General features: G+C 71.5%; 10 protein-coding genes. 5 read left to right on the forward strand and 5 right to left on the reverse strand.

Annotated elements, in window-relative coordinates:
• Positions 1–366 precede the first annotated feature (366 nt).
• Positions 367–2,670: an ABC transporter family substrate-binding protein gene (locus ADK36_RS02055; protein WP_053196036.1), complete on the reverse strand. Its 2,304-nt coding sequence runs from the start codon at positions 2,668–2,670 to the stop codon at positions 367–369.
• A 368-nt stretch (positions 2,671–3,038) separates the two neighbouring features.
• Here ADK36_RS02055 and ADK36_RS02060 point away from each other — a divergent pair, with 368 nt between their 5' ends.
• The 5 genes from ADK36_RS02060 (at position 3,039) to ADK36_RS02080 (ending at position 8,655) form a co-directional block, all read left to right on the forward strand.
• A complete protein-coding gene (locus tag ADK36_RS02060) occupies positions 3,039–3,332 on the forward strand; it encodes a hypothetical protein (RefSeq protein WP_048583518.1) in 294 nt (97 codons plus the stop codon).
• A 31-nt stretch (positions 3,333–3,363) separates the two neighbouring features.
• Positions 3,364–4,185 carry a hypothetical protein gene (locus ADK36_RS02065; RefSeq protein WP_048583517.1) on the forward strand — a complete coding sequence of 274 codons (822 nt, stop codon included), beginning with the start codon at positions 3,364–3,366 and terminating at the stop codon, positions 4,183–4,185.
• Positions 4,186–4,205: 20 nt separating this feature from the next.
• Positions 4,206–6,149, forward strand: coding sequence for a fumarate reductase/succinate dehydrogenase flavoprotein subunit (locus ADK36_RS02070; RefSeq protein ID WP_048583516.1), 1,944 nt, complete (start codon positions 4,206–4,208; stop codon positions 6,147–6,149).
• Complete coding sequence (locus ADK36_RS02075; RefSeq protein WP_048583515.1) at positions 6,146–6,922, forward strand: succinate dehydrogenase/fumarate reductase iron-sulfur subunit; 777 nt, start codon at positions 6,146–6,148, stop codon at positions 6,920–6,922. The genes ADK36_RS02070 and ADK36_RS02075 overlap by 4 nt, the downstream gene beginning before the upstream one ends.
• A gap of 74 nt (positions 6,923–6,996) precedes the next feature.
• On the forward strand, positions 6,997–8,655 hold the full coding sequence (locus ADK36_RS02080; protein WP_053196038.1) for a hypothetical protein: 1,659 nt from the start codon (positions 6,997–6,999) through the stop codon (positions 8,653–8,655).
• 227 nt (positions 8,656–8,882) lie between these two features.
• On the opposite strand, the gene ADK36_RS02085 is transcribed toward ADK36_RS02080, so the two are convergent.
• The 4 genes from ADK36_RS02085 to ADK36_RS02100 form a co-directional block, all read right to left on the reverse strand.
• The gene (locus tag ADK36_RS02085) at positions 8,883–11,693 is read right to left on the reverse strand and encodes a SpoIIE family protein phosphatase (RefSeq protein WP_053196040.1); all 2,811 of its coding nucleotides are present in this window, start codon (positions 11,691–11,693) and stop codon (positions 8,883–8,885) included.
• Between the two features lie 247 nt (positions 11,694–11,940).
• Positions 11,941–12,378: an ATP-binding protein gene (locus ADK36_RS02090; protein WP_048583512.1), complete on the reverse strand. Its 438-nt coding sequence runs from the start codon at positions 12,376–12,378 to the stop codon at positions 11,941–11,943.
• A gap of 64 nt (positions 12,379–12,442) precedes the next feature.
• Positions 12,443–12,880: a (deoxy)nucleoside triphosphate pyrophosphohydrolase gene (locus ADK36_RS02095; protein ID WP_053196042.1), complete on the reverse strand. Its 438-nt coding sequence runs from the start codon at positions 12,878–12,880 to the stop codon at positions 12,443–12,445.
• Positions 12,881–12,918: 38 nt separating this feature from the next.
• A complete protein-coding gene (locus tag ADK36_RS02100; protein ID WP_030049322.1) occupies positions 12,919–13,110 on the reverse strand; it encodes an SPOR domain-containing protein in 192 nt (63 codons plus the stop codon).
• Positions 13,111–13,113 lie beyond the last annotated feature (3 nt).

A 13,113-nucleotide genomic window follows, 5' to 3' on the forward strand; every position in this document is an offset into this window, starting at 1 on the left:
CGTGCCGTTTGCCACTGGGCCTCGCCGGGATACGCCGGCGCAGTTGACCCCCTGTTTTACCCCCCCGCCCCCCCTACCCGCCCCATCCTCCTGGGGCTCCGCCCCAGACCCCGCTCCTCAAACGCCGGAGGGGCTGGATTTGCCCACCCGGCATCCGAAGACGAAGGCACCGCCACCCCGAACCCCCACCCACCCGCAGGGGGCTTCGCCTCACGGGCACCAGGGGTCACTATTCGGCGCCGGCCCAGGCATCTTCAGCCCGTCCGGCGTTTGAGGACGAGGCCCGCAGGGCCGACAGCGGGGGTGGGGTCTGGGGGCGGCAGCCCCCAGGGATGGGACGGGTAGGGGCGGCGGGGGCGAGGAAGGTCAGTTGGTCGACGCGCTCGGGGCCGGCTTCAGGCCCTTCTTCAGGAAGCCCATGTCCTCGTACACCGGCGTACCGAACCCGAAGGCACCGGCATTGGCGACGTTCGTCCTCGCCGCCGTGAGCTGGGGCCGCTGGAAGAGGGGAATCGACCCGGCCGCCGCCCAGATCCGGGAGTCGGCCTTACGGATCAGAGAGCGCGACTCGGACTCGTCAAGCGTGCCGATCGCCTGGTCGAAGAGCTGGTCCACCTGGTCGGTCCCCACCCGCGTGTAGTTCTGCTCGACGTTCAGCGAGCCGTCGGCGGCCGGCACCGGCTTGGCGTAGATGGGGCGGGCGTCGGTGGCGGGGAACGCGGAGGCGGGCCAGGAGTAGAGCGCGAGATCGTACTGACCGGACGCGATGTGGTCCTTGAAGTAGCTCTCGTCCGCGACCTTGATGATCTCGGTACGGATACCCACCCGCTCCAACATCAGCCCGATCCGGTCCGCCACCGTCCGCAACGTCTGCGATCCCGTCCCCTCCGGCACCACGAACCGCAAGGTCAGTGCCTTGCCGTCCTTGGCCAGCGGCCGCGCCGCCACCCCCGCCGGCGCCGGGGTGCCCTGCGGGGCGTACGCGCCGGGCGCCCCGCCCTGCTGCACCTGCTTGCTGCCGTACTGCTTGCCGTCCTGGGCGAGATGCCGCCCGCCCTCCTTGTCGGCGTCCGCCCCCTTGTTGTCCTCCCCGACGATGTACGTCCCGTCGTCCTTGGACTCGGACTCGGACTCGGAGTCTGAGTCGGTCTCGGAACCGGACTTGGACTTGGCCTTGGCCTCGGATTCCGACTTGGACTCGGATTCCTTCTCGGCCTTGTGCCCCTTGTCGCCCTTCTCGGCCTTCTCGGCCTTGTCGCCCTTCTCGCCCTTCTCGCCCTTCTCGGCCTTCTCCGCTCCCTCCCCCTTCTCCGCCCTCTTCCCCTCACTCCCCGCCGCCTTCTCCCCCTTCTCCTTCTCCTTCTCCTTGACCGGCCCACCCGGCACCCACCCCGCGTCCGCGAGCAGCGCCTGCGCCTCCGCCCTGTCCTCGCCGCCGATCGCCCCGCTGTTGTCGGCGTACGCGGCCTGGCCGGACAGTGCGAGATGGCTGCCGACCGGCTTGGCGGGGAGGCCGAGCGGGGACAGGACCAGCTTGGCCAGTTCCTCTCGGTCGAGCGCGCGTGCCACGCCCCGTCGGACCCTCTCGTCGGCGAGCGGGCCGTCGGCGCCGTTGAGGGCGAGCTGGGTGTACGCCGGTTCCAGGGACTTCCGTACCTCGAAGCCCCGGAACTTCGCCTTGTCCCGCCGCTGGGCCGCGGTGAGGGTACGCCGGTCGGGCCCCATCAGCGGCGTCGCGCTGGCACTGCCCGACGGTGCCACCGGACGCGGCGCGGCGATCGCGATGCGCCGGGCGGCAGCGGGGTCGATCTCGGCCAGGTCGAGATCCCCGGCGGCCAGCGCGGCGGCCCGCTCGTCGCGCGGCACGGTCCGCAGGACGATCTCGTTCAGCTTGGCCGGCTCCCCCCACCAGCGGGGGTTCCGGGTGAGGGTGACCTCGTCGGCCTTACGGTCGATCTGCTGCACGGTGAACGGCCCGGCAGTGACCTTGAGCTTGCGCCGCGCCCCGTCGTTGAACGAGTCCGGCGTGCCCATGACCTCCTTCGGGTACAGCGGCGAGAACAGCGACCGCCAGTCGGAGTACTTCCGCCCGAAGGTGACCCGGACCTCCAGGTCGTTGTCGCCGCGCTCGATCTTCTCGATGCGGTCGTAGCCGGCGTTGCGGGCGGTCCAGTAGGCGCTGTCCTTGCCGGACAGGGCCCGCCACTGGGCGGCGAAGTCGGCGGCGCCGATCTCCCGGCCGTCGCTCCAGACGGCCTGCTGGTTGAGCTTGTACAGGACGACCTGCTTGGGCTCGGTCTCGACGATCTTGGCGGATTCGAGGTAGCTCTCGTTGCGCTCCGGGCGCCCGGTCGCGTCCAGCCGGAACATCGACGGCAGCGTGGCCTGCGCGATCCGGGTCGTGGTGGTGTCGGCGTCCGACTGGAAGGTGTTCAGCGTCTCCGGTACGGCGTCCACGGCCCACCGCAAGGTGCCGCCGTCGGCGATCTGAGCCCGGCCGGCCGGTGCGATGTCCTGCCCGGCCAGCGGCTTGCCGGCCGGGTCCGGGTCGCTGCACCCGGCGAGCGCGGGCATCGCGAGCGCGCCCGCGATGAGGAAGGTGGCCGAGCGCATGACGGCGCTGCGGCCGGGCCTGGGTCCGACGCTGGGTCCGACGCCGACGTGGGACATCTCAGGTACCTCCGGGGAGCGGCTCCCGCCGGTGACAATAAGTGCGTTTTGATCACGTTTGGCGGTATTTTGGAGCTGATCTGATCTAAGGCACCCACTGAAGAGGAAAGGGTTCGCCAGGCGGAGACGACACGGCGGCGAGGGCGTACAAGGACACCCGTGCGGAGCAACGCGCTCCACACGACGCACTCCTCGCAACCTTTCGGCTCCCCCGGCGTACACAGAGCGCGTGCGGGCGTGCAATGGAGGCGCGCAATCCGCCAATCGCTGCACATCCCTTCACAGCGGTAGGTGTGACGCGCAACACTCGCAGGCGCATGAACGTTGCCACCCAGGGCCGTAGGGGCCCACGGAAGTGAGGTCACGTCATGTCCGTACAAGACGACCTGACAGCTGTCCAGCGCTGCCTCGACGACCTGGCCCGGTCCGTGGGCCGGCTGGAGAAGCAGCTGGGCACCGGCGGAATCGAGATGCGCCGCGTCCGCACCGACGCCAACCATCTCCGCGAGAGCGTCGCGCTGCTGCGGGACGCCGCCGCGGCCCCCGCCGCCGCCCAGCGCAAACCGGAGCTCGTCACCATCCCCGACACGCCGTACGACGACTCTCTGTGGATCGACACGGATGACGAGGGTCTCGGCGCCCGGGACCGCCGCGCACCCTGATCCCTCCACCTGACCCGACCGGAGTCATGCATTGGCCACTGGTACGGAACCCCATCTGAACAGCGGCGGCGTACACACCGGTACGCGCGCCGCGATCTCCGCCCCGCACCTGCGGACCGACCGCTGGTGGCTGGCCCCCGCCGCCACCGCGGCCGGTCTGCTCGCGTTCATCGTGTACTCCACGTGGCGGGCCTTCGCCAACGCGGACTACTACGCGGCGCCGTACGTCTCCCCGTTCTACTCGCCCTGTCTGGCGGAGAACTGCGAGCCCATGCGCGCCGGGCCGAACTGGGACCTGTTCGGGAGCTGGTGGGGCATCTCGCCCGCGATCATCATCCTGATCTTCCCGCTCGGCTTCCGCCTGACCTGCTACTACTACCGCAAGGCCTACTACCGCGGCTTCTGGATGTCGCCCCCGGCCTGCGCGGTGGCGGAGCCGCACAAGAAGTACTCCGGTGAGACCCGCTTCCCGCTGATCCTGCAGAACATCCACCGGTACTTCTTCTACGCCGCCCTCCTGGTCGCCGGGATCCTGACGTACGACACGGTGCTCGCGTTCCGCGACGAGAACTACGAGTGGGGCCACATGGGCCTCGGCACCCTCGTCTTCCTGCTCAACATCGTGCTGATCTGGGCGTACACCCTGTCCTGCCACTCCTGCCGGCACATCGTCGGCGGCAAGCTCAAGCACTTCTCCAAACACCCGGTGCGCTACCGGATGTGGCAGTGGATCGGGAAGCTCAACGCCCGTCACATGCTGCTCGCCTGGGCGTCGCTGGTGAGCGTGGCGCTCGCCGACTTCTACGTCTATCTCGTCGCGTCCGGGGTCTTCGACGATCCGCGCTTCTTCTAGATTGAGTGGGGACTGAACACATGTCCGTGGTCGAACGGCAGGAGTGGGACGTCGTCGTGGTCGGCGCCGGGGGCGCGGGCCTCCGTGCGGCGATCGAGGCGCGTGAGCGGGGTGCCCGTACGGCCGTGATCTGCAAGTCGCTGTTCGGCAAGGCACACACCGTGATGGCCGAGGGCGGCATCGCGGCGGCCATGGCCAACGCCAACGAGCACGACAACTGGCAGGTCCACTTCCGCGACACCATGCGTGGCGGCAAGTTCCTCAACCAGTGGCGGATGGCCGAGCTGCACGCGCGGGAGGCCCCGGACCGGGTGTGGGAGCTGGAGACCTGGGGCGCGCTCTTCGACCGCACGAAGGACGGCCGTATCTCCCAGCGCAACTTCGGCGGCCACGAGTACCCGCGCCTCGCACACGTCGGCGACCGCACCGGCCTGGAGCTGATCCGCACGCTGCAACAGAAGATCGTGTCGTTGCAGCAGGAGGACAAGAAGGAGACCGGGGACTACGAGTCCCGGCTGAAGATCTACCAGGAGTGCACGGTCACCCGGATCCTGAAGGACGGCAGCCGGGTGTCCGGGGTCTTCGCCTACGAGCGCGAGACCGGACGCTTCTTCGTCCTGGAAGCCCCCGCCGTGGTGATCGCGACGGGCGGGATCGGCAAGTCCTTCAAGGTGACCTCGAACTCGTGGGAGTACACGGGCGACGGCCACGCGCTCGCGCTGCTCGCCGGGGCGCCCCTGCTGAACATGGAGTTCGTGCAGTTCCATCCGACGGGCATGGTCTGGCCGCCGTCGGTGAAGGGGATCCTGGTCACGGAGTCGGTGCGCGGCGACGGAGGGGTGCTGCGCAACTCCGAGGGCAAGCGGTTCATGTTCGACTACATCCCCGACGTCTTCAAGGAGAAGTACGCCCAGTCGGAGGAGGAGGGCGACCGCTGGTACGAGGACCCGGACAACAACCGGCGTCCTCCGGAGCTGTTGCCGAGGGACGAGGTGGCCAGGGCCATCAACGCCGAGGTGAAGGCGGGCCGCGGCTCCCCGCACGGCGGCGTGTTCCTGGACGTGTCGACGCGTATGCCCGCCGAGGTCATCCGCCGCCGTCTGCCCTCCATGTACCACCAGTTCAAGGAGCTGGCGGACGTGGACATCACGGCGGAGGCGATGGAGGTCGGGCCGACCTGCCACTACGTCATGGGCGGTATCGCGGTCGAGTCGGACACGGCGGCGGCGCGCGGGGTGCCGGGCCTGTACGCGGCTGGGGAGGTCGCGGGCGGCATGCACGGCTCGAACCGGCTCGGCGGGAACTCCCTGTCCGACCTGCTGGTCTTCGGCCGCCGTGCGGGCTGGCACGCCGCCGAGTACGCGGCCGCGCGGGCCTTCGAACGCCCCGAGGTCAGCGATATGCAGGTCGACACGGCGGCGGCGGAGGCGCTGCGGCCCTTCTCGGCGGAGGGTCCGGGCGGGGGCGAGGACGACGGGCGTCCGCCGGAGAACCCGTACACCCTCCATCAGGAACTCCAGCAGGCCATGAACGACCTCGTCGGCATCATCCGCCGCGAGGCCGAGATGGAACAGGCGCTGGAGAAGCTGGCGGATCTGCGCGTACGCGCCCGCCGGGCCGGCGTCGAGGGCCACCGCCAGTTCAACCCCGGCTGGCACCTCGCGCTCGACCTGCGCAACATGCTGCTGGTCAGCGAGTGCGTGGCGCGGGCGGCGCTGGAGCGCACGGAGTCGCGCGGCGGGCACACCCGCGAGGACCATCCGACGATGGACCGGACATGGCGCAACATCAACCTGCTGTGCCAACTGGCCGACCCGACGGGCGGCTTGGCCGCCATGGACCCCGAACGCGGCCAGATCACGCTGAAGCGCGAGACCACCGACCCCGTCCGTCAGGACCTGCTGGCCCTCTTCGACAAGGAAGAGCTGGTCAAGTACCTCGCCGAAGAGGAGCTCTACCAGTGAGCAGCTATGAGGCCCGCTTCAAGGTGTGGCGGGGCGATGTGCAGGGCGGCGGCCTGGAGGACTTCGAGGTCGAGGTGAACGACGGCGAGGTGGTGCTGGACATCATCCACCGCCTCCAGGCCACGCAGGCCCCCGACCTGGCCGTCCGCTGGAACTGCAAGGCGGGCAAGTGCGGTTCGTGCTCCGCGGAGATCAACGGCCGGCCGCGGCTGATGTGCATGACGCGGATGTCGGTGTTCACCCGGGAGGAGACGATCACGGTGACGCCACTGCGGGCGTTCCCGGTGGTCCGGGACCTCGTCACGGACGTGAACTTCAACTACACGAAGGCACGGGAGGTCCCGTCCTTCGTACCACCGGAGGGTGTGGGCCCCGGCGAGTACCGCATGATGCAGGAGGACGTGGACCGCTCCCAGGAGTTCCGCAAGTGCATCGAGTGCTTCCTGTGCCAGGACACCTGCCATGTCGTCCGCGACCATGAGGAGAACAAACCGGCGTTCGCGGGCCCGCGCTTCCTGATGCGGGTCGCGGAACTGGACATGCATCCGCTGGACGCCGCCGCCGAGACGGGCCTGGACCGCAAGGCCACGGCCCAGGACGAACACGGCCTCGGCTACTGCAACATCACCAAGTGCTGCACGGAGGTCTGCCCCGAGGGCATCAAGATCACGGACAATGCGCTGATCCCCTTGAAGGAACGGGCGGTCGACCGCAAGTACGACCCGCTCGTGTGGCTGGGGAACAAGATCATGCGACGGACGTCGTCGGGCTGAGTCCGTCTCGGCGGGGCCCGCGCCGGGTCGTATCCCGGTCGCGCCAGGGCATTCCTGCTCATACGCTCCGAAATGTGACATCCTCCTCGATACGGCGCCGCCCGCGGCGTGGCACCTCGCACCTGTCGGTGCGGGTACTGCTTGCGCTGGCGGGCGGGCTGGTCGGGGTGGTGTGGCTGGTGTTGCCCGCGACGACCGTCGGGGGTGCGGCCGCGGGCGGGGCGGACCGGCCCGTCGCCGGTGCGGTGGCGCAGCAGGACGACGAGGGGACCTCGGACGTCGATCTGGTGATGCCGGCGCTGGCCGTTGTCGCGGCGGCGGTGCTCGCGGGATACGGGTTCATACGGCGCAGGCGGCGGGCACGGGGGCGCACGACACCTGGTGGGGCGCCCGTTCAGGCCGCCGAGCCGCCGGCCGGGGAACTCGATGAGCGGGCTCGGGCTCTGCTGGTCGAGGCGGACGACTGGGTCCGGGTCAGTGCCGAGGAGCTCGGCTTTGCCCAGGGCAGGTTCGAGGGGGAGGACCTCGCCCACATCGAGAAGGCCGCGGGGGTCGAGTACGGCGCAGCGGTCGAGCCCTTCGCGCGGGCCCTGCGGGACGCCGCGGCCGAGTTGGCGGTCGCCTTTCGGATGCGGTGGCAGTACGAGGGCGGGGTGCCGCAGGAGGGCGCGGCCCGGCGGCATGCGCTCGCCGGGATCGTCGGGCGGTGCCAGGAGGCGGGGCGGCTGCTGGATGCCCAGGCCGCCGCGTTCGATCAGCTGCGGGGGCTGGAGCAGGGCCTGGGCGAAGGGCTGGGCCATGCCCTGGTCGTCGCCGAGGGCCGGTTCCGGGAGCTGGCGGGGCGGACGGGGGGTGCCGACGCGGCTCTCCGCGAGCTCGGCGAGCGGTACGGCCCCTCCGCCACCGCCGCCGTCGCGGGCCATGTCGAGCAGGCCAAGGACCGGCTGGTGTTCGCCACCACACGCCTCAACCACGCCCGCCAGTCCGCCGACTCGGGCGACAACGAGCGGGCGGCGGCCCGGTTGCGCGCCGCCGAGGGAGCCATCGCCCAGGCCGCCGTCTTCATCGAGGGAGTCGAGAGGCTTTCCGGCGACCTCGCCACGGCCTCGGCGCTGGTGCCGGCCGCGCTGACCGGGGGCGAGGCGGAGATCGCCGGGGCGCGGGAGTCGCTGACGGGGGTGGGAGCCCCGTACCCGGACGTACCCCCCGGCGAGCTGCGCGCCCGCGTCACCCACGCCGACCTCGCGCTGGCCAGCGTACGGGAAGAGCTGACCGCGGGGCGGCCGTACGACCCCCTCGGCCTGCTGCGGCGGATCGTGCGGGCCGTCGGGCCCGTCGCCGCGGGGCGGACCGGGGTGATTCCGGCCGCCGCGCTGCTCTGCGCCCGCGGTGCGGTCGATGGTGGGGACGACGTCGTCGCGACGCACCGGGCAGCGGTGGGGAGCGAGGCACGCACCCGTCTGGCGGAAGCCCGGCGCCTGCTCACTCCCCCGGCGTCCCTCGCCGACCTCCTGGCGGCCGACACCCTGGCCCGCCAGGCCCACGACCTGGCCGAACAGGACATCCGCGTGCACGGCCACCCCGCCGACGGCCCCACCGAGGACATCAACGGCCTCGCCGGGGCCCTCCTCGGCGGCATCCTGACGGGCGGGGACCCGGCGTCCGGCCCACCGGGCAGCTTCGGCGGACCCCGCACCCGCGGCCGACACACCGGCGGCCCGACGGGCGCGTGAGCGCGTTCGGGAACAGGCTCACCGAGTCGCCGCGACCGTCTTCACTGGCGGGCCCCTTGGCGAGCGCCCCCGCCCGAACGGGCCCGCAGACGCCGACGGCGAGACGGCACCACGGGGGCCACCCGCACCCGGCGACGAAAGCCGCACGGGTGGTGCGGGTGGCAAACACCCCTGCCGAAGGCGAAGCCGAGGCCGGATCACCCGCTTCCGCCCGGCAGGGCAGCAGCTCAGAACAGGCTCAGCAACGCCTCCGCCGGGTCCGCCAGCCCGTTCTCACCGTCCGGCAGCGGCAGTTCGAACCACACCGTCTTCCCGCGCGGCGTCCGGCGGGAGCCCCACGCGGCGCTGAGCAGGCCGACCAGTTGCAGTCCACGCCCGCCCTCGTCCGTGTCCCGGGCGCGCCGCCGGCGCGGCTGGACCAGGCCGGAGTCCCAGACCTCGCACACCAGCGTGCTGTCCAGCAGCAGCCTCAGTCTGATCTCGCCCTCGCCGTAGCGCAGGGCGTTCGTGACCAGCTCGCTGACCAACAGCTCCGTGGTGTCGACCAAGGGCTCCAGGTCCCACGACAGGAGCTGCCCGCGGGCGTACTCCCGGGCACGGCCCACACTGCGCGGCTCCCGCGGCAGCGTCCAGTCGCCGACCGACTCGGCGGGCAGCCCCTGGACACGTGCCATCAGCAGCGCGATGTCGTCCTCGCCGTGGTGGCTGTCGAGAGTGTTGAGGACGTGGTCGCAGACGTCCTCCAGCGGGCGGGTCGGGTCGGTGAGCGCGCCGACGAACGCCTGGAGGCCCTCGTCCAGGGGGTGGTCGCGGGACTCGACCAGGCCGTCCGTGTAGAGGGCCAGCAGCGCGCCTTCCGGGAGTTCGACCTCCACCTCCTCGAACGGCTCCCCGCCCACCCCCAGCGGCATCCCCGGCGGCACGTCGAGCATCAGCGCGGCCTCGCCGGGTTCGACGAGGACCGGCGGCAGATGACCGGCGTTCGCGAAGGTGCAGCGGCGCGTGACGGAGTCGTAGACCGCGTACACGCAGGTCGCGAGGTACACCTCGGACAGGTCCGCCTCGCGGGGCCGGCGGGCCGCGCGGGTGGCCTGCTGGACGCCGCCGGGGGCGCCGAGGCCGCGCGCGATCTCGTCCAGCGCCGAGAGGACCTCGGCCGGTTCGAGGTCCAGCAACGCCAACGTTCGAACGGCCGAACGGAGTTCGCCCATCGCCACGGCCGCACGGAGCCCTCGGCCCATGACGTCCCCGACGACCAACGCCGTGCGGTGACCGGGGAGTTCGATGACGTCGAACCAGTCACCGCCCACCTCGCTGGGCCGGTCGGAGGAGGAGTTGCCCGGCAGATAGCGGCAGGCGATGTCCAGGCCGGACGCGACCGGGTCCCCCGGCGGCAGCAGGGACCGTTGCAGTATCAGCGCGCGCTCGTGCTCGCGCCGGTACAGGCGGGCGTTGTCGATGCACACCGCCGCCCGCGCCGCCAGCTCCACCGCGAGGTCGCGGTCCCGGTCGCCGAACGGCTCGCTGCCCTTCGTGCGGGCGAACTGCGCCAGTCCTACGACCGTGTCGTGGGCGACCATCGGCACCGCGAGCGTGGACTGGACGAGGCCGCCCTCCTCGCCGGGCACATACTGCGGCCGGGCGGTACGCAGGGCGTCCGCGCAGGGCGAGTTGAACGGGTAGTGGTGGACGGCGCCGACCGCGACGGGCACGCCACCGCCGACGAAGGGCGCGTCGGAGACGGCGCTGGAGAAGGCGACACGGCGCAGTTCCGCGCTGCCGTCGGCGAGGCCGGGCGGGGTCTCGTCGCCCGCCAGCAGCCCCTGGTAGAGGTCGACCGTGGCCAGGTCGCAGAAGCCGGGGACCACGATGTCGAGGAGTTCGCGGGCCGTGGTCTCCAGGTCGAGGGAGTTGCCGATGCGGGCACCGGCCTCGTTCAGCAGGGCGAGATTGCGCCGGGCGGCGGCGGCCTCGCGGGCGGCGGCGCGGCGCGCGGTGATGTCGATTCCGAGCCAGGCGATGCCGATGGGGCGGCCGCTGCCGCTGTGCACCCGGTAGAGGTTGACGGACCAGTGGCGGCGCTCGTCGGAGCCGGGCAGAAAGCCGCTGACGTGCATGTCCGTGATGGAGTCGCCGCTCTCCAGGACGCGGCGCAGGGTCGCCGCGACGCGATCGGCCTCGGCGCGCGACAGATAGTCGTGCACGCCTTTGCCACGGTGGTCGTCGGGGGTGCCGCCGAAGAGGGAGGCGAACCGGTGGTTGACGCGGCGCACCCGCAGGTCGGGGTCGATCAGCAGGAAGCCGAACGGAGATTGACCGAATATCGACTGCGAGGCGGCGAGGTCGGTCTCCATCCGGCGGAGCGTGCGGACGTCGACGACGATGCAGACGGCGGCCTTCTCCCCGCCCTCGGTCCGCGTCGGCATGACGTACACCTCGGCGAGGCCGTCCTGACCGCGCCGCCCGTCCGGGCCGTCCTGCGCCCGGAACGGGACGACTCCGGTCCACTCCCGTCCGTCCAGGATCTCGGCCATCTTGCGCTGGCCCTGCTCGCGCAGGTCCGGGTCGACGAACGCCTCGATGGGGTCCATGCCGACGGCACGCTGGGCCGGGATGCCGAAGATCTGCTCGGCACGCAGGCTCCACTGGTCGACCAGGCCGTCGGGGCCGATCGAGAAGGCCGCGACCTTGATGTAGTCGTAGATCGAGCCGGGCGGACTGCTCTGCCACATGGGGTCGCCGGGGCGAGGCTCGTCGACGGCGAAGCCGGGATCGCGGGGGGCGGGGGCGACGGCGGGGGCGGGGGTGTCCGAGGCGTACGGCCCCGGGGAGTCGCTTGCGCCGGTGCCACCGGAGTCCGACGTACCGCTGCGGGATTCGCCCGTCCCCTGTGTGTCATGAGAGGCGCGTGTGGCCCGTGTGCCGTGGGAATCGCCGCGGGAGGCCTGTGTGTCGTAGGCCCGCTCTCCCGCGGCCTTCGCCCTCGCGCCGTCCGACGGGTCCTCGGACTCCGTCGCCTTCGCTGGTATCTCGCTCACGCGAACCGTCCCCTCCAGCTCACCGCGTCCGGCACCGGTCACCGGCGGCGGCTGCCCGCAGTATCCAGCACTACGGCCCCGCACAACACGGTGTTCACGATCACAGCACGTTCCCGATGGTTTTCGGTCCCGGCCGCGGAAACACTTCCAGTCTTCTAACCAGCTGACACGCAGTCGAATCACGCGGTTCGACAACCGCCACTGGCCTGAACCAGTCACTCGACAGGGCGGGGGCGGGCGTACACCGTCACGGTCGCTCCGGCACCGCGAGCTCGAACCACACGGTCTTCCCCGTGTTCCGGCCCGGCCGGGTACCCCACCGGCGGGACGAGTGCGCCACGAGCTGGAGTCCGCGGCCGCTCTCGTCCTCGGGGTGCGCGACGCGTTCGCGAGGGGGGTCCGGGAGGGGGTCGGAGACCTCGACCAGGAGGACGCCGTCGAGGTCGGCGGGGCGGACCAGGCGTACGCCGATGGGCCCCGTGGCGTGCCTCAGGGAGTTGGTGACCAGCTCGCTGACCAGCAGCGCCGCGAGATCGGCGAGGCTGTCGAGGCCCCAGTCACGCAGTCGGCCACGCACAGCGGTACGTGCCGCGCGCACCGCACCCGCCTCGGCGGGAAAGGTCCACTCGGCGCAGCCGCCATCGGTGTCGATCACGCCGATCACTTCCCAGGCCAGCGAGCTCACCCATGTCCGGTTTCATAGGGTTAATGAGCACATACCCTATATTCGATGGGCAGTACCGCAGGTTTCAGCCCGTCCGGGGGTCGCCCGCACCGCCGGCCCACCCCGCACCGCCGAGCCGCCCCGCGACCTCCCGAACCGCCGGCACGTCCTGGTCCAGCCAGTCCACGTCCCAGAGCTCCCCAGCTCCCAGCCAGCGCAGCGCATCATGGTCCTGAAGGGGCTTGGGCTCCCCGGAACCGGCAAGGAGTCGGACCGTCCACACATGCAGGACGTAGGGGGGCCTCAGGGGCCACGCCCCCGGCACCCGCTCGATCACCTCGGCGTCCACGCCGAGTTCCTCCCGCAACTCCCGCACGAGCGCCGCCTCGGGCGCCTCGCCGGGCTCGACCTTGCCCCCGGGCAACTCCCAGCGTCCGGCCAGTTCCTCGGGCGCACTGCGGCGCGCCGCGAGCAGGCGGCCCCCGTCCAGCAGCGCGGCGCCGACCACGATCCGTTCCGTCATACGCCGGAGCCTAGGTCCTGCGGGGAGCACGCCGACCGTCAGTGGTCCGCGCTGTCCCCGTTCTGCGCGAGCCGCTCGACCCAGTACAGCTGCTTGTGTCCGCGACCGTCGAGGCTGTCCGCGATCTTCTGGGCCTCCGCCCGCGTCGCGTACCGGCCCACGCGGTAGCGATTGCCGTTGTCGTCCTGCCGAATCACGAGCCAAGGAAGAGTGATCGTGCTGTCGTTCATCGC

This window comes from Streptomyces viridochromogenes (genome assembly GCF_001270495.1).
In the GTDB taxonomy this organism is placed as follows: domain Bacteria; phylum Actinomycetota; class Actinomycetes; order Streptomycetales; family Streptomycetaceae; genus Streptomyces; species Streptomyces viridochromogenes_A.